The sequence below is a fragment of the Parenemella sanctibonifatiensis genome (assembly GCF_002250565.1).
Lineage (GTDB): Bacteria > Actinomycetota > Actinomycetes > Propionibacteriales > Propionibacteriaceae > Parenemella > Parenemella sanctibonifatiensis.
On record NZ_NMVJ01000006.1, the window covers coordinates 412,994 to 434,556 of the forward strand.

22 protein-coding genes and 1 pseudogene are annotated in these 21,563 nt (G+C 67.9%); 16 read left to right on the plus strand and 7 right to left on the minus strand.

Annotation, left to right across the window (positions count from 1 at the left end; all coding sequences use genetic code 11):
* Positions 1 to 39 precede the first annotated feature (39 nt).
* From CGZ91_RS14565 to thpR, 4 genes and pseudogenes are all read left to right on the plus strand, one after another.
* On the plus strand, positions 40 to 558 hold the full coding sequence (locus CGZ91_RS14565) for a hypothetical protein (RefSeq protein ID WP_229116469.1): 519 nt from the start codon (positions 40 to 42) through the stop codon (positions 556 to 558).
* A pseudogene (locus CGZ91_RS14960) lies at positions 449 to 751 on the plus strand (hypothetical protein); the annotation flags it as partial. The gene CGZ91_RS14565 and the pseudogene CGZ91_RS14960, both read left to right, overlap by 110 nt.
* Positions 752 to 783: 32 nt before the next feature.
* A complete protein-coding gene (locus CGZ91_RS14570) occupies positions 784 to 1,656 on the plus strand; it encodes a type 2 periplasmic-binding domain-containing protein (protein WP_229116470.1) in 873 nt (290 codons plus the stop codon).
* Positions 1,657 to 1,677: 21 nt separating this feature from the next.
* Entirely contained in the window at positions 1,678 to 2,244 is a 567-nt protein-coding gene (gene thpR / locus CGZ91_RS06455; protein ID WP_094453537.1) for an RNA 2',3'-cyclic phosphodiesterase, read from the plus strand.
* Positions 2,245 to 2,248: 4 nt separating this feature from the next.
* Here thpR and CGZ91_RS06460 read toward each other — a convergent pair whose 3' ends face one another.
* Together CGZ91_RS06460 and CGZ91_RS06465 are read right to left on the minus strand one after the other, a co-directional pair.
* The gene (locus CGZ91_RS06460; protein ID WP_094453539.1) at positions 2,249 to 2,854 is read right to left on the minus strand and encodes a DJ-1/PfpI family protein; all 606 of its coding nucleotides are present in this window, start codon (positions 2,852 to 2,854) and stop codon (positions 2,249 to 2,251) included.
* A 520-nt stretch (positions 2,855 to 3,374) separates the two neighbouring features.
* A complete protein-coding gene (locus tag CGZ91_RS06465) occupies positions 3,375 to 5,729 on the minus strand; it encodes an ATP-binding cassette domain-containing protein (RefSeq protein ID WP_094453541.1) in 2,355 nt (784 codons plus the stop codon).
* Positions 5,730 to 5,843: 114 nt separating this feature from the next.
* Here CGZ91_RS06465 and CGZ91_RS06470 point away from each other — a divergent pair, with 114 nt between their 5' ends.
* From CGZ91_RS06470 to CGZ91_RS06520, 11 genes are all read left to right on the plus strand, one after another.
* Entirely contained in the window at positions 5,844 to 7,133 is a 1,290-nt protein-coding gene (locus tag CGZ91_RS06470) for an O-acetylhomoserine aminocarboxypropyltransferase/cysteine synthase family protein (protein ID WP_094453543.1), read from the plus strand.
* 2 nt (positions 7,134 to 7,135) lie between these two features.
* Positions 7,136 to 8,332 carry a homoserine O-acetyltransferase MetX gene (gene metX / locus CGZ91_RS06475; RefSeq protein ID WP_229116471.1) on the plus strand — a complete coding sequence of 399 codons (1,197 nt, stop codon included), beginning with the start codon at positions 7,136 to 7,138 and terminating at the stop codon, positions 8,330 to 8,332.
* The gene (metW, locus tag CGZ91_RS06480; protein WP_094451031.1) at positions 8,329 to 8,928 is read left to right on the plus strand and encodes a methionine biosynthesis protein MetW; all 600 of its coding nucleotides are present in this window, start codon (positions 8,329 to 8,331) and stop codon (positions 8,926 to 8,928) included. The genes metX and metW overlap by 4 nt, the downstream gene beginning before the upstream one ends.
* 63 nt (positions 8,929 to 8,991) lie before the next feature.
* A complete protein-coding gene (locus CGZ91_RS06485; protein ID WP_179229057.1) occupies positions 8,992 to 9,636 on the plus strand; it encodes a VOC family protein in 645 nt (214 codons plus the stop codon).
* Between the two features lie 114 nt (positions 9,637 to 9,750).
* Complete coding sequence (locus CGZ91_RS06490) at positions 9,751 to 10,833, plus strand: zinc-binding dehydrogenase (protein ID WP_094453547.1); 1,083 nt, start codon at positions 9,751 to 9,753, stop codon at positions 10,831 to 10,833.
* Positions 10,830 to 11,258, plus strand: a complete 429-nt coding sequence (locus CGZ91_RS06495; protein ID WP_094453549.1) for a PaaI family thioesterase — start codon at positions 10,830 to 10,832, stop codon at positions 11,256 to 11,258. The genes CGZ91_RS06490 and CGZ91_RS06495 overlap by 4 nt, the downstream gene beginning before the upstream one ends.
* Complete coding sequence (locus CGZ91_RS06500) at positions 11,255 to 12,739, plus strand: class I adenylate-forming enzyme family protein (protein WP_094453551.1); 1,485 nt, start codon at positions 11,255 to 11,257, stop codon at positions 12,737 to 12,739. Before CGZ91_RS06495 ends, CGZ91_RS06500 begins: the two co-directional genes overlap by 4 nt.
* Positions 12,736 to 13,509: an ABC transporter permease gene (locus CGZ91_RS06505; RefSeq protein ID WP_094453553.1), complete on the plus strand. Its 774-nt coding sequence runs from the start codon at positions 12,736 to 12,738 to the stop codon at positions 13,507 to 13,509. Before CGZ91_RS06500 ends, CGZ91_RS06505 begins: the two co-directional genes overlap by 4 nt.
* Entirely contained in the window at positions 13,506 to 14,282 is a 777-nt protein-coding gene (locus CGZ91_RS06510) for an ABC transporter permease (protein ID WP_094453555.1), read from the plus strand. The genes CGZ91_RS06505 and CGZ91_RS06510 overlap by 4 nt, the downstream gene beginning before the upstream one ends.
* On the plus strand, positions 14,279 to 15,130 hold the full coding sequence (locus CGZ91_RS06515) for an ABC transporter ATP-binding protein (RefSeq protein WP_094453557.1): 852 nt from the start codon (positions 14,279 to 14,281) through the stop codon (positions 15,128 to 15,130). The genes CGZ91_RS06510 and CGZ91_RS06515 overlap by 4 nt, the downstream gene beginning before the upstream one ends.
* A gap of 25 nt (positions 15,131 to 15,155) precedes the next feature.
* On the plus strand, positions 15,156 to 16,145 hold the full coding sequence (locus tag CGZ91_RS06520; protein ID WP_094453559.1) for an ABC transporter substrate-binding protein: 990 nt from the start codon (positions 15,156 to 15,158) through the stop codon (positions 16,143 to 16,145).
* Between the two features lie 64 nt (positions 16,146 to 16,209).
* Here the strand turns inward: CGZ91_RS06520 and CGZ91_RS06525 are convergent, their stop codons facing one another.
* The 4 genes from CGZ91_RS06525 to ilvD form a co-directional block, all read right to left on the minus strand.
* Entirely contained in the window at positions 16,210 to 16,653 is a 444-nt protein-coding gene (locus tag CGZ91_RS06525) for an HNH endonuclease (RefSeq protein WP_094451022.1), read from the minus strand.
* Positions 16,654 to 16,983: 330 nt separating this feature from the next.
* Positions 16,984 to 17,661, minus strand: coding sequence for an SDR family oxidoreductase (locus CGZ91_RS06530; RefSeq protein WP_094453561.1), 678 nt, complete (start codon positions 17,659 to 17,661; stop codon positions 16,984 to 16,986).
* A 9-nt stretch (positions 17,662 to 17,670) separates the two neighbouring features.
* Positions 17,671 to 18,396: a pyroglutamyl-peptidase I gene (locus CGZ91_RS06535; protein ID WP_094453563.1), complete on the minus strand. Its 726-nt coding sequence runs from the start codon at positions 18,394 to 18,396 to the stop codon at positions 17,671 to 17,673.
* A complete protein-coding gene (ilvD, locus tag CGZ91_RS06540; RefSeq protein ID WP_094453565.1) occupies positions 18,389 to 20,080 on the minus strand; it encodes a dihydroxy-acid dehydratase in 1,692 nt (563 codons plus the stop codon). The genes CGZ91_RS06535 and ilvD overlap by 8 nt, the downstream gene beginning before the upstream one ends.
* Positions 20,081 to 20,416: 336 nt before the next feature.
* Here ilvD and CGZ91_RS06545 point away from each other — a divergent pair, with 336 nt between their 5' ends.
* Complete coding sequence (locus tag CGZ91_RS06545) at positions 20,417 to 21,079, plus strand: hypothetical protein (protein ID WP_094453567.1); 663 nt, start codon at positions 20,417 to 20,419, stop codon at positions 21,077 to 21,079.
* 22 nt (positions 21,080 to 21,101) lie between these two features.
* On the opposite strand, the gene CGZ91_RS06550 is transcribed toward CGZ91_RS06545, so the two are convergent.
* Positions 21,102 to 21,560, minus strand: coding sequence for an NUDIX domain-containing protein (locus tag CGZ91_RS06550; RefSeq protein ID WP_094453569.1), 459 nt, complete (start codon positions 21,558 to 21,560; stop codon positions 21,102 to 21,104).
* Between the last annotated feature and the right edge of the window lie 3 nt (positions 21,561 to 21,563).

Genomic DNA, 21,563 nt, shown 5'->3' on the forward strand with positions numbered 1-21,563 from the left:
GACCCCGGCCGGGTGTCGCCACGAAGAAGTGGAGACCCTATGTCCCTGTCCCTCAACCGACGCACGCTGCTGGCAGGCGGACTCGCCAGCGGTGCGCTGTTGGCCGCCGGCTGCAGCAGCAGCGGCCCTGACCTGAGCGGCGCCCAAGCTGTCGATGAGTCGAAGTTTCCGACCTACCGTCAGGTGACCCTGGCCGAACCGGACCTGCCGGGTTCGGACTTGGTGATGCCGGCGTACTTCACCTATCCGACGGATCCGGCGCCTGCCTATGACAGCCCGCCGGCGGCCGAGTTCGATCACGTGTCGATCCTGTACAACACGTTCGTCCCGGTGCCACTGGGGCCCGACCGCAATTCGTTCTGGCAACTGGCTCAGGAAGGCACCGGCACGGAGTTTGCGGCTGCAGGCCACCCCGAACGGCGAGTACGAGGACAAGTTCGCGGTGATCATGGCCAGCGGGGACATTCCCGATGTCATGTCGTTCAATCCGGCCCAGGCGCGCAGCTCCGACATGATCGAGTCGTTGTTCGCCGACCTCGGCCCGCACCTGTCCGGTGACGCGGCACTGGATTATCCGCACCTGGCCAACATCCCGACGCCGTCGTGGCGGGCGGGTGTCCGCGGCGAGAAGGTGTTCGGGATCCCACAGCCCCGCGCGCTGACCGGCGAGATGACCTACATCCGCGAGGATCTGTTCGAGGCGGCAGGGCTCAACCCGGAGCCGACCAACGGGGAGGAGTTCCTGCAGCTCCTTCGCGACATCAAGGCGGCCGGCAACAACCAGTGGGGCTGGAGCAACGTCGGGCGCTTCAACACCACGCTCCTGCAGATGATGAACTGCCCCAGAGCTGGGGCGTCAACGACGACGGCACCTTCACCAGTGTCTACACGCTGCCGGAGTATCGGGAGGCACTGGCGATCACGCGACAGGCATTTGTCGACGGCCTCTTCCATCCGAACGCGGCCAGTGCGACGTACTCGCAGTTCCGCGATCACTTCTATGCGGGCCAGACCTGGATGCTCAGCGACGGCTCGGCGGGCTGGGATCTCTTCGAACGCACCATCGGTGACCGCGGCACGCTCGGGGCTATCGCCCTACCGGCGTGGGATGGCGACGGCGACGCGGGTCAGTATGCCGGCAAGGGCTACCAACTCGTCACGACCATTTCCAACAGGGCTTCTGAGGATCGGTTGCCGCTGATCCTCAAGGTGTTGGATTACTTCGCCGCGCCCATTGGCTCGCTCGAACACCTGCAGCGCAAGTTCGGGCAGGAGGGCACCGACTTCACGTGGGAGGCGAACGGGCCCCGGCTCACCGAGGTGGGACAGGGGAACTTCATGGATTTCCAATACTTCATCGACTCGCCAACGATTCTGGGTCCGGGCGACGAGGAAGCCGTACGCCGGCAGCATGAGTGGCACAGCCGCGTCTCCGAGAATCTGGTCCATGACCCATCGATCGGCCTGGTCTCCGAGACCCAGATCAACAAGGGCGGGCCGTTGGCCACGATGATCACCGACGCCGTGAACGCCGTCGTGTACGACCGCGGCCCGATCGAGGATTTCGACTCGGCGCTCACCAAGTGGCGCAACGACGGCGGCGACCAGATCGCCGAGGAGTTCGCCACCGCGTACGCCGAACGGGACGACGCCTGAGGGCTGCGTACGCTGGCCCCCATGACGAGGCGAATGTTTGTGGCGGCGGTGCCGTCGGTGGAGTGGCAGGAGGAGTGGGAAGAGTTCTGGTCGGTGCGCCGGGAGACGGCCGTGGCCCAGGGGCTGCGGCCGGTCCCCGACGGCAGCTGGCACATCACCTTGGCGTTCATGGAGCAGGTGGCTGACCCGGAGCTCATCGAGCTGACCGAACGGTTGACCGAGGCCGCCGCCACCAGCGGTCCGGCCACCATCCGGGTCGCCGGTGGGGGAGCGTTCCCCAATCCGGCCGAGGGCAAACTGCTGCATCTGCGCATCGCCCACGGTGAAGAGGCGCTGCAGCAGTGGTCGCGGCGCTGCCGCAACGCTGCCAACAACGCCGGCATCGTGGTGGAGGGCTCCCGCTTCGTGCCGCACGTGTCGGTGGCCCGCAGCAACCGCCGCGTCGAGATGACCCGTTGGGTGCAGCTGTTGGACGCCCCACTCCTGCCCAGCTTCGAGGTGGATCGCTGGGATTTGATCGAGTCCGACCTGAAGGCGCCGCGGGGTCAGGCGTACAGCGTTGTGGAGACCTTCCCACTGGGCGCCTGATCCCTCACGCGTCCAGGAGTTCCGCGTAGCCGGCCGGATCGGCGCGGTGGAAGACCGCCTCGTACGCCGCCAACTTCGGCTCGGGCATCAGTCCGAGCATTCCGAGCGTGGCGCGGGCGAACTGCACCGGTGACTGCGGCCCGGCCGTCACCAGCCCGTCGGCTGCGACGGCTCGTTCGTCCACGTAATGCTCACCGCCGGCGTACCCCGTCGCCTCGAGCGCCTCCCGGGCAGCTGAGGTGTGCGGACGAGCGTCCAACAACCCGGCCCGGGCGAGTGCCTCCGTGGCACCACAGATCGCAGCCACGGGCACGCCAGCCGCCAGGAAGTCCGCCGCCACGCGCATCACGGCCCCTTCCCGGTCGGGCTGCCAGCCCTCGCCGCCCGGCAGGATCAGCAGGTCGCTGTCGGCTGGCCGCAGCGTGTCCAGCGTCGCGGCCGGCAGCCAGTGCATCCCGCCGATGGTGGGGACCGGGGCGAGCGACTCGGCCACCGGCACCACCGTGATGGGTTGGCCGGTGAAACGACCGGTCGCGAGTTCGGCCAACAGGTGGCCGACCTCCCAGTCAGCGAGTTGATCGATGAGGAAGACGTGCGCTGTCAGGTCCATGGCCCCAGCTTCTCACCCGCGTCCCGGAGACGTTCACGCTGGGGCGAAGATGAAGTTGGCGGTGTCCACCACCGGCCGGTAGCCGATGGCGGCGTAGATGGAGTTCGAGACCGTGGTGTCCTCGGTGATCGCCACAGCGCGCCGTTGACGCCGCCGGGACGCAGGACGAGTTGCTCACGAACGGCGGTCGCCAGGGCCAGAGCGACGTCGGCCGCCATCGGCAACACGTAGGGCGGATGGGGCCAATGCGGCGCGGCCCCCAGGTCGCGCAGTTCCCATTGCTCGCCGTCCCCCTCGACGTCCTCGAGGGTGATGGCGTCAGGATTCACGTTGAGATTCCAGGCGTCGGAGTCGGTCATGAACACGTCGCGCCAGTCCTGGTCGGCGCCCACCTCGGCGACTGGTCGTCAAGCTCCAGAAACCCCTCCGGACTGGGCTCGGCGTCGACTTCATGTCCGTACCGGTCGAACATCTCCACGGTCCGCGTCATGGTCCCTACTCCTGTCTCGAATGTCTGGTGTCAGCCGAGGTAGTCACGCAGGTGCTGACCGGTCAGGGTCGAGGCGTCGGCCACCAGGTCGGCCGGTGTGCCCTCGAAAACCACCGTGCCACCGTCGTGGCCGGCGCCCGGCCCCATGTCGATGATCCAGTCGGCGTGCGCCATGACGGCCTGGTGGTGCTCGATGACGATCACCGAGATGCCCTGGTCGACCAGCCGGTCCAGCAGCGCCAGCAGATTCTCCACATCGGCCAGGTGCAATCCGGTGGTGGGCTCGTCGAGGATGTAGGTGGTCGCCTTCTCGCCCATCTGGACGGCGAGCTTGAGTCGCTGTCGTTCGCCGCCGGACAGGGTGGTCAGCGGCTGGCCCAGCGTGAGGTAGCCCAGTCCGACGTCGTCCAGCCGGGTCAGCAGCTTGTGGGCCGCGGGCGTACGCGCCTCGCCGTCCCCGAAGAAGGCGGCGGCCTCGGCCACCGGCATGGCCAGCACCTCGGCAATGTTCTTGCCGGCCAGGGTGTACTCGAGCACCGAGGCCTGGAATCGCTTGCCGCCGCACTCCTCGCACGGGGTTTCGACGGTCGCCATGACGCCCAGCTCGGTGTAGATCACGCCGGCGCCCTTGCAGGCGGGGCAGGCGCCCTCGGAGTTGGAGCTGAACAGGGCCGGCTTCACGCCATTGGCCTTCGCGAAAGCCTTGCGGATCGGCTCCAGCACACCCGAATAGGTCGCCGGATTGCTGCGGCGAGAGCCCTTGATGGCACCCTGGTCGACCACCGCGATGCCGTCGCGACCCGCCAACGACCCGTGGATCAGCGAGCTCTTGCCCGACCCGGCCACGCCGGTCACCACGCACAGCACGCCGGTGGGAACGTCGACATCAACCTCGCGCAGGTTGTGGTCGCTGGCGCCGCGGATCTCCAGCTGTCCGGTCGGCTGGCGCAGCTGCTGCTTCAGCTCAACCTTGTCGTCCAGGTGTCGGCCGGTGATGGTGTCGCTGCGGCGCAGGCCCGCGACGTCGCCCTCGTAACAGATCTCACCGCCGTGGGAGCCGGCACCGGGGCCGAGGTCGACGACGTGGTCGGCGATGGCAATCATCTCCGGCTTGTGTTCGACCACCAGCACTGTGTTGCCTTTGTCGCGCAGTTGCTGCAGCAGTTCATTCATTCGGTGGATGTCGTGGGGGTGCAGCCCGATCGAGGGCTCGTCGAAGACATAGGTGACGTCGGTCAGCGAGGAGCCGAGATGCCGGATCATCTTGGTGCGCTGTGCCTCACCGCCGGACAGGGTGCCGCTGGGTCGATCCAGGGACAGATAGCCCAACCCGATGTGGACGAAGGAGTCCAGCAGGTGCTGCAGCCCGCCCAGCAGGGGAGCGACGCTCGGTTCGTCCAGGTCCTTGAGCCAGGCGGCCAGATCGGTGATCTGCCACTGCGACACCTCGGCGATGGAGCGCCCGTTGACTTTGACCGAGCGAGCCTCGGGCCCCAGCCGGGAGCCCTCGCAGTCGGGGCAGGTCTGGAACGTCACCGCACGCTGCACGAAGGCCCGGATGTGCGGCTGCAAGGCCTCGATGTCCTTGGACAGCATGGACTTGTTGATCTTGACCAGGACGCCCTCGTAGGTGACGTTGATGCCCTCGGCCTTGACCTTGGTCGGTTCCTTCCACAGCAGGTCGTGGAGTTCGCGCTTGTTGTACTTCTTGATGGGCTTGTCGAAGTCGAAGAAGCCGCTGTCGCGGTAGATCCGCCCGTACCAGCCCTCCATCGAGTAGCCCGGCACCAGCAGTGCCCCCTGCGCCAACGACTTGTCCTCGTCGTAGATGGCGGTCATGTCGAAGTCGTTGACCTTGCCCATGCCCTCGCACCGGGGGCACATGCCGCCGAGCCGCTCATAGGAAGCCTTCTCGGCGATCTGGCTGGCGCCCTTCTGGACTGTGATGGCGCCCTGACCCGACACCGTCGGGACGTTGAAGGAGAAGGCCCCGGGTCCGCCGATGTAGGGCTCGCCGACGCGGCTGTAGAGGATCCGGAGCATGGCGTACGCGTCGGTGACCGTGCCGACCGTGGAGCGCGGGTTGGAGCCGATGCCCTCCTGGTCAACAATGATCGCGGTGGTCAGGCCCTCGAGCCGGTCCACATCGGGACGAGGCACATTGGGCATGAAGCCCTGCAGGAAACTGGAGTAGGTCTCGTCGATGAGTCGGCGTGACTCGGCCGCGATGGTGGCAAACACCAACGAGCTCTTGCCCGATCCGGAGACGCCGGTGAAGACCGTCAGTCGCCGCTTGGGCAACTCGACGCTGACGTCACGCAGGTTGTTCTCGCGTGCGCCCTGGACGCGAATTACGTCATGGCCATCGGCAATGTGCGGTGACATCGGCTCCCCTTGGGTCGTTCGCGCATGTACCTTGCACGCGCGCGAGCCATCCAACCACGGTCCATGCCAGGCACGCCTCTGGTGTGGGGCCTTGCAGGCCGATAGCGTGTCGTTATGACTTTTCAGCCTGAAACCCTTGCCGTCCACGCCGGACAGGAAGAGCCAGACCCCACCACGCACGCCCGGGCCGTCCCGATCTATCAGACCAGCTCGTATGTCTTCGAGGACACCCAGGACGCCGCCGACCTGTTTGCGCTGGCCAAGCCCGGCAACATCTACAGCCGGATCATGAACCCCACCCAGGACGTCTTCGAGCAGCGCATCACGGCCCTCGAGGGCGGGGCGGGCTCGCTGGCCACCTCCTCGGGCTCGGCAGCCACCACGTACGCGATCCTGAACCTCACCTATGCCGGCGACAACATCGTCGCCGTCTCCACCCTCTACGGGGGCACCTACGCACTCTTCGCCCACACCCTGCCCCAGTACGGCATCGAGGTCCGCTTCGTCGACCCGAGCAAGCCCGAGGAGGTGGCCCAGCACATCGACGACAAGACCAAGGCGGTCTTCGCCGAGACGGTCGGCAACCCGAACCTCAATGTGGTGGACCTGGCGGCCTGGGCCGAGGTCGCCCACGCCAACGGCCTGCCACTGATCGTCGACAACACCGCCCCGACGCCCTACCTCTGCCGCCCCTTCGACAGCGGCGCCGACATCGTTGTGCACTCGGCCACCAAGTACATCGGGGGCCACGGCACCTCGATCGGCGGTGTTCTGGTCGACTCCGGCCGCTTCGACTGGTCTGCCCACGCCGACCGCTTCCCGGGCCTCACCAAGCCGGACCCCGCCTACCACGGCGTGGTCTGGACCGAGGCTGCCGCGGAGGCCGCCTTCATCATCCGCGCCCGCACCGTGCTGATGCGCAACACCGGCGCCACCGCGGCGCCGTTCAACAACTGGCTCTTCCTGCAGGGCCTCGAATCACTGCACGTACGCATGGATCGCCACTGCGAGAATGCCCTCAAGGTGGCCGAGTTCCTCCAGGGGCAGGACCAGGTCGCCTGGGTCAACTACCCGGGTCTGCCCGACAGTCCACACAAGGCCACCGCGGACCGCATCTTCACCGGCCGCGGCTATGGTGGTCTCGTGTCGTTCGGATTGAAGGCGGGCCGTGAAGCGGGCCGTACGTTCGTGGAGTCGGTGAACCTGTTCTCCCACCTCGCCAACATCGGCGACACCAAGTCCCTGGTCATCCACAACGCCAGCACGACTCACTCCCAGCTGAACGAGGAGGAGCTCGCTGCTGCTGGCGTCCCGGCCGAGATGGTGCGCCTCTCGGTGGGCATCGAGCACGTCGACGACATCGTGGCTGACATCGAGCAGGCGCTGACAAAGGTCAACGGCTGACGGTGCCCCCCAACCCTGCGGCGAAGCGTCCCGACCCCTCGGTCGGGACGCTTCGTTCACCCACCCGGACGGTCCGGCTCTTCACGCCGGACCGTCCTTTCGTCCCCGACATCGGCGCGGAACTGCCCGAGGTCGACGTCGCCTACGAGACCTACGGCGAGCTCAGCGAGGACCGCGACAATGCGATTTTCATCTGCCACGCGCTGACCGGTGACGCCCATGCAGCCGGCTGGCACGAGGGGGACCGGCGGCCGGGCTGGTGGGACACCATGATCGGGCCGGGCAAGCCGGTCGACACCGACCGTTTCTTCGTCATCAGCGCCAATCTGCTCGGCGGTTGCAGCGGCACCACCGGCCCCGCCTCGATCAACCCGGCCACCGGTCAGGCCTGGGGGCTGGACTTCCCGCTGGTGCAGATGAAGGACCTGGTCACGGTCCACCGCGCCCTGATGCATCACTTGGGCATCGAGCGGCTGCGTGCCGTGGTCGGCGGTTCGCTGGGCGGCATGCAGGCGCTGGAGTGGTCCCTGAGCCACCCCGAGGAGATCGCCAACGCGATCGTCATCGCCTCCTCCTCGCGCCTGACCGCGCAGAACATCGCCTTCTCCGCCGTCGCCCGGTCGGCGATCATGCGCGACAGCCACTTCCACGACGGTCAGTACGCCGCTGCGGGCACAGCGCCCCGGCTGGGCCTGTCGATCGCACGGATGATGGCCCACATCACCTACCTGTCGGTGCAGGCGATGGATGAGAAATTCGGCCGCCGCTGGCAGTCGCAGCCGACCTACGGCTTCGGTGCCGACTTCCAGGTGGAGAGCTACCTCAACCACCAGGGCAGTGTCTTCCTGGACCGCTTCGATGCGCTGTCCTACCTCTACCTCACCCGCTCGATGGACTACTTCGATCCGTTTGCCGAGCCCGAATGGCAGCAGCGAGTGGATCGGATCACCCGCTTCCTGGTGCTCAGCTTCGATTCCGACTGGCGCTTCGACACGACCCATTCCGAGCGGATCGTGCGCAAGCTCGAACACGCCCAGGCCCCGGTGACATTCCGGGAGATCTCCTCCCCGGCCGGGCACGACGCCTTCCTGCTGGAGGTGCCGGAGTATCACCGCACCGTACGCGCCTTCCTGGGCCGGGCGATGGAGCTGGACCTGCACACCGGACAAACCAGCGGCAAGACCGGGAGCGCCCGATGATCTCGCTGCGACCCGACCAGCAGGCGATCGTGGACCTGGTGCCGCCCGGATCCCGGGTGCTGGACCTGGGCTGTGGTGCCGGTGAGATGTTGGCCTGGCTCGCCGAGGAACGTGACTGCCGCGGCACCGGCGTCGAGATCGACCCCGATGCTGTCCTGCAGGCGATCACGCGCGGCGTCGCCGTGATTGAACTCGACATGGACGAGCAGTTGGTCGAGTTCGCCGACCGCTCCTACGACGTGGTCGTGATGTCGCGGACGCTTCAGGCCGTTCGGCGCCCCGACCTGGTGTTGGAGCAGATCCACCGGATCGGCCGCAGCGCCGTGGTGTCGATGCCCAACTTCGGCTACTGGCCCCACCGGGTACGCCTGCTGCGCGGCCGGATGCCGATCTCCAAGGACCTGCCGCACGCTTGGCACAACACCCCCAACCTGCACCACTCGACCCTCGTGGAGTTGGAAGACCTCTTCCAGGAGAAGGGGTTTTCGGTACGCCAGCAGATCCCGCTGACCTCGACCGGGGCCCCCTCACGGATACCGTCACGGCTGTCGAACGTGCTGGCCGGTGCCGCGATCTACGCGCTCGACGCCGTCTGAGGACGGATCCGCCGCAGGCCGGAATGTCTTTGTGTTATTGATCCATCACGGTATCTTTCCAGCGTGTCCTCTGTCGTTCAGCTTCCCCCGCACCTCGACCACATCATCGTTGCCGCTCCGGACCTCGACGCCGCGGTGGCCGCGTTGGCGAAGGCCACCGGCGTGACCGCACGTCCGGGTGGAGTCCATCCGACCTTCGGCACCCGCAACGCGCTGGTCGGCCTGGGAGAGGGCCACTATCTGGAGCTGATCGGGCCCGAGCCGAGCATCGAGGTCGAGCGCATGCCGTTCGACCTCAACCGCACCCGGACCATTCGAGTGGCGACCTGGGCGGTGCGGCCGGATGACGCCGACGCGGCCGTGGTCGCTGCGACCCAGGCGGGGCTCGCGGTGGGGGAGTTGGCGCCGGGCAGCCGGCGCACGGCTGAGGGTGACCTGCTGACCTGGCGGCTCACCGAACCTCTGGCGGCCGATGTCAGCGGGATCGTGCCCTTCGTCATCGACTGGGGCACCACCACCCCGCCCGGCTTCAGCCTGCCGGCCGAGCTCACCGTGACGGGCTTCGGGGCCACCGGTCCGGCTCCGGTCCCTCTCGACCCGCTCGACACCACCATTGCCGTGGACCAGAGCGAAGCGGCCGGGCTCTGGCTCGACCTGACCGGCCCCCAGGGCACCTGGCAACTGCCGGTCACCCCGATCCGCGACTGACCACCCCCCACCTCTCGGCACCGACGCCGGGCCCGATCGCTCCTTCGGGAATGCGACGGGCCCGCATCGTGTTGCCCCCGTAGCGACCCAGCACCGTCCCCATTCAGGAGAAGCATGTCCCAGGTTTCCGACCTTCCCACCACCCAGCGGGCCATTGTCCTCACCGAACACGGCGAGATCGACGGCCTGTCCGTCGTCTCGGATCATCCGGTCGCCGAGCTCGGACCGACCGAGGTGTTGCTGCGGGTGCGGGCCAGCAGCCTGAACTATCACGACATCTTCACCGTTCGCGGCATGCCGGGCATCACAATCCCGATGCCGGTGGTGCCCGGCCTCGACGTGGCCGGCGAGATCGCCGCCGTCGGCGCCGAGGTGGCCGACTGGCAGGTCGGTCAGGTCGTGGTGATCAACCCGCTGCGCGAAGATTTCAGCCTCATCGGCGAGGTCGTCGATGGCGGCCTGGCCGAGTACTGCCTCGTCGACGCCAACCAGCTCATCGCGATCCCGGCCGGTGTCAGCCCGGCCCAGGCCGCGGCGCTCCCGGTGGCGTACGGCACCGCCCACCGGATGGTCATCACCCAGGACGCCATCCATGCCGGCGACACGGTGCTGGTCCTGGGCGCCTCCGGCGGCGTCGGCACCGCCGGTGTCCAGCTCGCCAAGCACCTTGGCGCCCGTGTGGTGGCCGCGGTCGGCAGCGACGAGAAGGCTCAGCGAATGCTTGAGCTCGGCGCCGACGAGGTGATCAACTACCGCGAGCAGGACTTCTACCAGTGGACCAAGGAGCACCTCGGCAAGCCGTCGCGGTCCGGCTACGAGGGCGGCTTCGACGTCATCATCAACAACACCGGTGGCGACACCTGGCACCCGACTCTGCGCAGCACCAAGCGCGGCGGCCGGATCCTGGTGTGCGGCGCCACCGCGGGCTTCGATCCGACCGAGGATCTGCGTTACATCTGGAGCTTCGAGCTGCGCGTGATCGGCTCCAACGGCTTCACCACCGAGGACATCTCGGCGCTGCTGCAGCTGGTCGCCGACGGCAAGATCGACCCCGTGCTGGACTCGGTGGTGCCGCTCGAGGAGGGCATCACCTCGCTGCAGCGGCTCGCCGACCGTGACGTCATCGGCAAGGCCGTCATCGCGCCGGCCGGCGTCGAGGCCGCGAACGCCGCCGTCACCGAGGCGGCTGCCCGATGAGCGAACTGCCCTCCCTAACCACCGTCCAGGATCACCTGGACGCGGCCCCCTTCATGAAGCAGCTGGCCATGCAGGTGACCGACCTGACTCAGACCACCATCACCTGCACCATCGCCGTCGACGAGACACATCTGGGCGGCGCGAACGGCGCCGTGCACGGCGGCATCATCACGGCCTGGCTCGACACGGCCGCCGACTTCGCGCTGATCGGCACCATCGGCCAGCCGGTGCCGACGATCGACTTCACGGTCAACTTCCTCCGCCCGGCCGTGCTCGGCGATGAGCTGACCCTGATCGGCAAGGTCGTACGCCCGGGGCGCACCGCCAGCATCGCCGAGGCCGAGCTGATGGGCAGCAACGGCAAGCTGCTGGCGCTCGGCCGGGGCAGCTACGCCTCCTCGGTCGCAGCCGGGGCTGGGTCATGACCAAGCTGCCGTCCAATCAGGGCGACGCCATCGACCGCAGTCACCCGGACCGGGTGGCCGTGGTGGAGTCGCGCGGCGACGGCAGCCGGACCGAGGTCAGCTTCGCCGAGTTGGACGCCCGGGCCGACGCCATGGCCGACCGGCTGCTGCGAGCCGGCCATCCGCGCGGCGCCACCGTGGTGCTGTTGGGGGAGAACTCGGCGGACTGGTTGGCGAGTTTCCTCGGCATCCAGCGGGCCGGGCTGGTGCCGGCCCCGATCAGCTACAAGTTCCCGCCCGAGACCCGCGCTGCGGTGCTGGACAACGCCGACCCGGTCTTGGTGCTGGTCGACACCGCTGAACGCGCCGCCGGGATCGCCGCCCCGGTGCTGAGCTTCAGCGAGGCCGTGGCGCCGGTGACCGGAGACCAGCTGCCGCACCCCGAAACCACCGGCTCCGATCCGGCGATGATTCTCTACACCTCCGGTTCCACCGGCGTACCCAAGGGCGTCGTCCTGAGCCAGGCCAGCCACCTGTGGGTGCTCGGGGTCGGCTTCGATCCCTCGCCCACACCCCAGATCACTCTGGTGGCAGCACCGCTGTATCACATGAACGCGCTGGCGAACTGCCAGGCGTCCCTGCTGCGTGGCGACACGGTGGTGCTGATGGATCGCTTCGATGCAGGTCGGTTCGCCGACCTGATCGCTTCGGAACAGGTCACCAATGTCACCGGCGTACCGCCGATGCTCGCGCTGGTGCTGCAGGAGCAGCAGCGGCGAACGCCCGACCAGCGCGCCGACTTCAGCAGCGTGACCGCGACCTACATCGGGTCGGCGCCGGCGTCGGACGATCTGCTGGACCAGATCGAGGCGGCCTTTCCCCGCAGCCGGATGAAGCTGTCCTACGGCACCACCGAGTCGGGCCCGGTGGCCTTCAGCCATGATCCCCAACGTCGGTCCCCACGCGGCTCGGTCGGGCTGGCGCATCCCGCCGTCGACATCCGACTGGTCGGACCCGATGGTGAGCCGGCCAACCCGGGCGTGATGGAGATCCGCACCGGCGCACTGTTGACGGGGTACCACCGCCGCGACGACGTGCCGATGCCGCTGACCGGTGATGGTTTCTACCACACCAAGGACGTGTTCCGGCGCGACGAGGATGGCTACTACTTCTTCGAAGGTCGGGTCGACGACATGTTCACCAGCGGCGGCGAGAACGTCTATCCCCGACTGGTCGAGCAGGTCATCGAGGACCATCCCGATGTCAACGAGGCGGCCGTGGTGCCGGTCGAGGATCCGGTCAAGGGCAATCGTCCGGTGGCCTTCGTGGTGCCCGCTCCCGGCCGGAGGGTGGACGAGGCCGCAGTCAAGGCGTACACCTTGGAGCACCTGGAGCCCTACGCACACCCCCGTCGGATCTTCGTGGTCGAGTCGCTGCCACTGTCCAGTTCCAACAAGGTGGATCGACATGCGCTGACGGCGCGCGCGAAGGGACTCCTGTGAACCGTCGGCTGTTGCGGGTGCTGTTGCCGACCGCCACCATCCTCCTCGTCGTAGCCGGGGTGGAGGTGGCCACGCGCCTCGGCGCCATCAACGCCCGGCACGCCCCGCCCCCGAGTGAGGTCCTCGCCACACTGGTCTCCGAACTCGGCAGTGGCGACATCTGGGCGGCGACCGGCAACACCCTGATCGGGTGGGCGATGGCGCTGCTCGTCGCCGTGCTGCTGGGCACCGTGGTCGGCGTGATCCTGGGCAGCTCGGTGCGGATCTCGGCCTTCTTCCGGCCGGCCGTGGAGTTTCTCCGACCGATCCCGTCGATCGCGATGATTCCACTGGCAGTGGCCCTGATCGGCACCCAGCGGCCCACCGAGTTGTTCCTTGCCGGCTACGCCGCTTTCTGGCAGATGCTGATTGCGACCTTGGCCGCCGTCGGCAGCCTCGACCCGGTGGGTCGGCAGACGGCTGTGGCCTACAACATGCCTCGGTTGGCGCAACTGCGCCATGTGGTGCTGCCCTCCCTGTTGCCAGGGCTGGCGACCGGGGTGCGGATCAGTTCGGCGACTGCGCTCATCATCGTCATCACCACCGAGATCCTCATCGGTACGCCCGGGCTCGGCGCTGACCTGAGTGCTGCCCGAGCCGTCGGCAACCTGCACCTGATGTACGCCCACGTCTTGGTGATCGGCCTGCTGGGGCTGGCGCTGACCAGCGGTATTTCCGCGGTCGAGGACCGGCTGCTCTTCTGGCACGAGTCGCGGAGGGGGAAGCGATGAACACACTGTTCAAGCGTCCGGTCGTGTGGTCGATCATCGGCACCGCCGTGCTCGTTGCGGTCTGGGCCATCAGCTCGGTCGCCGCCGACGACATCTACTACCCGCCGCTGCCCGAGGTGATCGCCGGTGTCGTGGAGTTCTGGTTCACCGGGCCCGGCGCCGAGGACCTCGCCTCGAGCATGCGCAACGTCGGCCTCGGCTTCATCATCGGCGCCGCGGCCGCGGTGCTGCTCGGCCTGGTGATCGGACAGCTGTGGTGGGTGCGTACGGCGCTCACCCCGGGCCTGGAGTTCATCCGGGCCATCCCCGCCACCGCGCTGATCCCCTTCGCCATGGTCATCTTCGGACTCGGCGACACCATGAAGGTCATCATCATCGCCCTGGGCGCCTTCTTCCCGATCCTGCTGACCGTCATCGACGGAGCTCGATCGGTCTCCCAGGAGGCCATTGACACCGCCAAGGCGTACCAGATCAACGGCCTCAGCCGGCAGCTGCGGGTCATCATCCCCTCGGTGTTGCCCCGGGCCGTGGCCGGCATCCGGATCGCGATCCCGCTGGCGCTCATCGTCATGGTCACCAGCGAGATGACTGGCTCCAGCGTCGGCATCGGCACGGTCCTGATCGAGGCCCAGGACTCCTTCAACCAGGTGTCCGTCTGGGCGGTCATCGTTCTGCTCGGCCTGCTCGGCATGGTCCTCAACGGACTGTTCTGGCTGGTGGAGCGCCGCATTCTTGGCTGGCACCGCCGGCTCCATCATCAGGAGGGTTCATGACCTCGTCAGACACGTCCGAAGCGACCGCCGGCCAGACCCCTCGACTGATCGTCTCCGAGATCAGCAAAACCTTCGGGGCCGGGGATAAGGCCACCCATGTGCTGGACCGCATGAGCTTTTCGGTCAACGATAGTGAGTTCTTCAGCATTGTCGGACCGTCTGGCGCAGGCAAGACCACCCTGCTGCGATGCCTGTCGGGTCTGATGCAGCCAGATTCCGGTGAGGTGTACTTCGACGGCCGGTTGGTGACCGCGCCGCCGCGGGAGTTCGCCCTGGTCTTCCAGGACTACTCGCGCTCCCTGTACCCCTGGCTGACCGTCGCCAAGAACGTCGAGTTGCCACTCAAGGCCCACGGCATCGACAAGGCCGAACGAGCGCAGCGCGTCGCCAAGGCGCTGGCCTCGGTCGGGTTGGACCACGCCGCGCAGCGGTTTCCCTGGCAGGTGTCGGGTGGCATGCAGCAGCGCGCCGCGATTGCCCGGGCGCTGGCGTACAACGCGCAGGTGCTGGTGCTCGACGAGCCTTTCGCCTCGGTGGATGCGCAGACCCGCAGCGACCTGGAGGACCTGCTGCTGAAGCTGCGCACCGAGACGGGCGCGACGTTCGTCTTCGTCACCCACGACATCGATGAGGCGGTCTATCTCTCCGACCGGGTCACCGTCGTGTCGGCGTCGCCCAGCCGCGTGGACCGCATCATCGACATCGACCTGCCCGTCGACCGCGACCAACTCACCACCAAGGCGTTGCCCCGGTTTGCCGAACTCCGCGGTGAGGTCTTCACGACCGTACGCCACATGGTCCGGCCCACCGCCACCACCGAAGAAGTCGACTCCGACTTCCAGATCTGACCTGCTCAACCCGAGGAGAATCCACATGTCCCTGTCCCTGTCCCGCCTGTCCAAGGCGGCGCTGGCTTCACTGGCCACGCTGGTGATCCTGGTGGTGTCCGCCTGCAGCGGCGGCTCCTCCGTGGACCGCACCGATGACGGCCTGGCCAAGCTGACCGTCTTTCAGATCACCACCGTCGACTCGACCCCGCTCTATCTCGGTATCGAGCAGGGCTTCTTCGAAGAGGAGGGCCTGGACGTCGAGGTACGAATCGCCGAGGCCGGGTCCGCCATCATCCCGTCGGTGATGAATGGTGAGAGCCAGATCGGCTATGCCAATGCCGTCTCGGACCTGTCTGCCATCGACCAGGGTCTGGACCTGCGCTTCGTGTCGAACTGCTGTGGCATCGGCAACGATCCGGCACTGGATGCGTCGGACATCTTCGTCCTTCCCGATTCGCCCATCCAGGATCTGACCGGCCTGAGCAACGCGAAGATCGCGGTGAACTCCACCAAGAACCTGGGCGACCTGACCATCAACCAGGCCGTCACGAACGCTGGTGGCGACCCCTCCACCATCGAGTACGTCCCGATGAACTACTCCGACATGGCCGGCGCCCTGGAGCGCGGCGACGTCGATGCCATCTGGTCAGTCGAGCCCTTCCGGACCGCCAGCGCCAATGCCGGCTTCCGCCAGATCAGTTCGAACTTCGTGGAGTCCTTCCCCGACACCGTGATCGGCTACTACGTCACCAGCGCCGACTTCGCCGAGGCCAACCCGGAGGTCGTGGCACAGTTCCAGCGCGCCATGGACAAGACCAACCAGTACGCCTCCGAGCACCCCGAGGACCTGCGTCGGCTGGCCGTGGAGAAGGTCGGCCTGAGCCCGGAGGTCGCCGAAGAGTTGAACTTCAACACCTTCACCCCGGGCCTCGATGTCGAGTCGTTGCGTCGGGTCGGTGCCGCGAGCCTGGAGCAGGGCCTCATCTCCGAGGAACCCAACTACGAGGAACTGGTGATCCAGCCGCAGGGCTGAGTCCCTCAGTTTCGCTGACAGGGTGCGCTGAACTGCCCCGGACCCGGCCGGGTCCGGGGCAGTGTCAGGTCCGGGCCAGTTCAGCCCGGGTCGGCGTACGCGGCTTGCGCCGCAGCGGCATGTTGGCCTCGGTGGGAGTCCGATCGGCCTTGCGGGCATTGCAGGGTCCACAGGCAGCCACGGTGTTCTGCCAGCTGTTGCGGCCGCCACGCGACGCCGGCATCACGTGGTCGACGGTGGTCGCGTGACCATCGCAGTAAGCACACCGGTGGCGGTCGCGGCGCAGGACACCGCGCTTGGTCCAGCCCGGCGTACGCCCGTAGAGGAAGGTCGTCTTGACGTAGCGGACCAACCGCAGCACCAGCGGCCACGGGTAGTCCCCGAAGGCCCGGTCCTCCAGCTGTTCCTCGACCACCGCGACCTGCCGCACCAGCATCCCGATGGCGTGTTGCAGGGACACTGTGTGCAGGGCGGTGTTGTCGGTGTTGAGCACCAGGACGCCGCTCATGCCAGGCTCCGATCCGAGCTCGGAGCACAAAAAAGGCCGCCCCGAAGGACGACCGCGACAGCGTGAGAGGACAGCAGGCGGCTGTCCGGCATCCGAGGGGCTATCCGATCATCGGCGGGGAAGGCATGGCGCTCAGGGGCAATGACGCGGCAGGTGGCAGCGGTACGGCCGTTCGACATGTCTCCTCCTTTCTCTCCCATGGCCGCATCGGCTGACGCGGCTGAGCCGAGACCAAGGATACGACGTGACCCGCACGTTTGTCGGGGAGATTTTCGTCCCGGTCGACGAATGTTCACCCAGACGTCGCCCAGCAGACCCCGTGAGCGGAAGTCAGCGGCGTACGGGCTCGATCCGCAGTTCGCTGACCAAGCCGGTCGGCGGCAGCTCGAAGGCAAACCGGATGGCACTGGCGACCGACTCGGCCGGCAGGATCAGGTCGGGGCGATAGTCACGGCCCTCGGCGGCGGCGATGCCCTCCTGCATGTCTGAGGCGGTGCGACCGGGCAGGACCGTGGACACGCGTACGCCGCGTGGGCCCTCCTCCTCGCGCAGCACGTCGGCGAACGACCTCAGGGCCGCCTTGCTGGAGGCGTACGCCGACCAGCCCTCCCGGGAGCGGATCGCGGCGGTGGAGTTGACGAAGATCACGATGCCGCGGGTCTCGCGCAGCCCCGGCAGCAGCGCCTGGGTCAGCAGCACGGGGGAGTGGAGGTTGACGTCGAACATCTTCTGCTGGACCTCGGCCGTCAGGGCGGAGACCTCGGCCAGTCCGCCCAGCCCGGCGACGTGCACGGCCGCGTCCATCGGCGGCAGCTCCGCCACGGCAGCGGCCGCGGCCTCCGGGTCGGCGAGGTCGCCGATCACGGCGTGGGCGCGGGGGAGCGAATCGGCGAGCACCGTCATGGCGGCCTCATCGCGCCCCAGCAGCCACAGCTCGTGTTCGGCGGCCAGTTGATCGACGAGGGCCCGGCCGATCCCACGGCTGCCTCCGGTCAAGAAGATGCGCATGGCAGGAGCCTAGTCGGCGGCCTCCTGTGGACCGCCTCGGTCGCGTCGGTCGGCAATCGCCACGGCAGCGGCGGCGAGGGCGCGGGCCAGGTCGTCAAGGGTGAGCTCGACCGCCTCGGCTTCCGCATCAGGGTCGGCGACCCGGCGTGCTGGATCATCGGTCTCGGCGCCGACGCCCGCGCGGCCTTGGCTTCGGAGCGCCGGTACGTGGATGAAGACGCCCGGCACGGCCAAGGCATTCACGGCGTACGCCACCTCGTTGCACACGAATCTGCCGGCGTCGTCGCTGACCCGGGCCGGGACGCCGACGCCGACGATCGCCTCGAGGACAGCGCCCAGATCCACGCCCGCCCACCGGGTCTCCGGGCCGCCGGGCAGGATCGGTTCGCCACCCGGCTGGTGCCCGGCATTGTCCGCGATCCGCCCTCGGCGCTCGTTGCGCGCGCATCGCTCGGGCGTGACCACCGACCGGCCGCCCGCCTCACCAACCGCCACCACCGCATCGGGTGAGTGGCGTTCGATGAGCCCGTGCAACACCTCGACGGCCCGGCCGAACTCGACGGGCAACTCTGCAACCACGACCTCGACTGTCTCGGGAAGGAGATCAGCCGACTGGGCGAGCCGGCGTACCGCGGCGGCGCTGGCGTTCTCGGAATCGTCGCCGAACGGTTCAAACCCGGTGACAAGGACCCGTACGCCGGTGGCGGAGTCGGGTGCCGTGGCCGCCTCAGTCACCGAGGATCGCACCGCGTGAAGCGGACTTGACGAGCTTGACGTACTTGCCGAGCACACCCTTGGTGAACTTCGGCGGCAGTGGTTCCCAACCCTCGGCGCGGGCGGCCAACTCAGCCTCGTCGACCAGCAGGTCCAAGGTGCCGGCAGCGACATCCAGGCGGATCCTGTCGCCGTCACGGACGAAGGCGATCGGGCCACGATCCACGGCTTCGGGGGCAATGTGGCCCACGCACAGGCCAGTGGTGCCGCCGGAGAATCGACCGTCGGTCATCAGCAACACGTCCTTGCCGAGCCCGGCTCCCTTGATGGCGCCGGTGATCGCCAACATCTCGCGCATCCCGGGGCCACCCTTGGGGCCTTCGTAGCGGATCACGACGACATCGCCGTGGTCGATCGTGCCGTCGTTGAGGGCGTCCAGGGCGTGCTGCTCCCGCTCGAACACGCGTGCGGTGCCTTCGAAGACATCGGCCTCGAAACCGGCCGACTTCACCACCGCACCCTCGGGCGCCAGCGACCCCTGCAGGATGGTGATGCCGCCGGTCGGGGCGATCGGGGCGGAGGCCGGCCGCAGCACGGTGCCGTCGGCCGGGCGAGGCGCCAACACCTCGAGGTTCTCGGCGATGGTCTTGCCGGTGACCGTCAGGCAGTCGCCGTCGATGAGTCCCTCGTCCAGCAGCGTCTTCATGACGACCTGGATGCCCCCGACGTGGTCGACATCGGTCATCACATAGCGGCCGTAGGGCTTGAGGTCGGCCAGGTGGGGCACCTTGGCGCCGATCCGGCGGAAATCATCCATCGTCAGGTCGACCTCGGCCTCATGCGCGATCGCCAACAGGTGCAGGACGGCATTGGTCGAACCGCCGAAGGCCTGAACCACCGCAATGGCGTTCTCGAAGGCCGCCTTGGTCATGATCTGTCGGGCGGTGATGCCCTGCCGCAGCATCTCCACGACGGCCTCACCCGCCCGGCGGGCGTCCGCATCGCGGCGTCGGTCGGCCGACGGCGGCGTCGCGGAGCCGGGAATCGACATGCCGATCGCTTCCGCGACCGTCGACATGGTGTTGGCGGTGTAGTAGCCGCCGCAAGCGCCCTCGCCGGGGCAGATCGCCCGCTCGATCCGGCCGACATCCTCTTGGCTCATCAGGCCGCGGGCGCAGGCGCCGATCGCCTCGAAGCCATCAATGATGGTGACATCGCGTTCTTCACCGTCGGACAGCGAGACCCGCCCGGGCATGATGGTGCCGGCGTACACGAACACACTGGCCAGATCGAGCCGGGCTGCTGCCATCAGCATGCCGGGCAGCGACTTGTCACAGCCGGCCAGCAGCACCGAGCCGTCGAGTCGCTCGGCGGACATCACCGTCTCGACCGAGTCCGCGATGATGTCGCGCGACACCAGCGAGTAGTGCATGCCGTCGTGGCCCATGGAGATGCCGTCGGAGACGGAAATGGTCCCGAACTGCAGCGGATAGCCGCCGCCGGCGTGGACGCCTTCCTTGGCGGCCTGTGCCAGCCGGTCCAGCGACAGGTTGCACGGCGTGATCTCGTTCCACGAGCTTGCGATGCCGATCTGGGGCTTGTCCCAGTCCTCGTCGCCCATGCCGACCGCGCGCAACATGCCGCGCGACACGGTGGCTCCCAGTCCGTCGGTGACCTGTCGGCTACGGGGCTTGATGTCAGTCATGCAGGCGAGCTTAGGTGCTCGGCGCTGGTGTCCGCGCGTGAGGGTCGGCTCGGTTCTGTGACGGTCAGATTTGTTCCATCTCGAAGAAGAGCGCCGAACCATGACACAGTCCAAGCCGGCCACGAAACGCCGATGACCTTTGGCGGTGCTGGCCGTTACCGGCGTCGTGCTGGTCGCCGGCGCGCTGGTCTGGTGGTTTCTGGGCAGGTTGCCGGACCCTGAGGTCCGCACGCCGACTGCCAGCAACCCAGCCGTCTGCGACCAGCTTGGGACGACGCCCGAGACGCTGTCCCAGGGGGCGCCTGGATCTGCATCCCTGACGGCCCGGAGCAATCGATGCTGCCATCCAGCCATCCACTGGAGGCCGAGATTGACGCCGCCGTCACGGCGTACGGCGCACTCCCCACGGAGAACCGCTACGGCTGCCTCGCCATGGCGGGGCCGAGCTACGTTATCCTCCACGAGTACGCCGACGGAGCCCTGGTGCCGGTGACGGTGGATTTGGGCGGCTGCCCGACCGCGCAGCTCGGCACCGACCCGGATCGGGCGCCCCGCTATGAGGTCACACCGTGGATGGCGACGCTCACCGAGCTGTGGCAGTCGGGCCAGCATGCCCCGGACGATCCCGCCACGGTTGCCCCGTGCGGGGAGACTTGGGCCACCCTCATCGCCCCGCGACCGGCTGATCTCCGCGTCGCCAGCATCTGCTTGGCGCCTGGTGCTCCCGAGAGTCTCGAGCTCCGTGCCAGCGAGGTCGCAGCGGTCGCGGACGTGCTTGGCGGCGAGCCGCTCGAGTCGTCGCAAGAGGCTGATCGACCGCACCTGGAGGAGTTCCGGCCGGTCCGCATCACCCTGGCGGATCCGTGGGGAAACACGATGACCGTGCGCTTCCTGGGGGATGTGCTCTACATCGACGGTGCGTTCGGCCCGCAGGTCTACTACGCAGTCCCGGCAGAGCTCGCCCAACGGCTCCAGCCGAAGATCGATCGGCTGCCCTGACGCGGCCCTGGACGGTTGACCCTCACGTCAACGAGGCCGCCTGCTCCGCCAGATAAGGGCCATAGCCCGTCAGCACGGTGACAAGCTCGCTCGGACGCAGGGTGGCGAGAGCTTCTGCGTCGTCGCTGTCCACGCGCACTGTTTCATAGCTGCCGCGCCAGGGCTCGCTGAACTCGTGGCCCGTCCGGGTGGTCGGATCGATGCTGTCGAGCCGAGCGAGGTAGAAGCGCTGCACGCTGGGGTGGTCGCCAGCTGTGTAGGACACGTACACCACCTCGCCAACAGTGATCGACGCGCCGAGCTCCTCGGCACACTCACGCGCAACCGCCTGTTGCGGTGTCTCGCCAGCCTCCTGGCCGCCGCCCGGTGTGGTGAGGTAGCTCGGCGATCCCGGGCGCCGCCGCCTGATCAACACGAGCCGACCGTCGGCATCAAACAGCAGTGCCCTGCTGGACAGGCGCGGGCCAATCGCGGGTGGCATCGC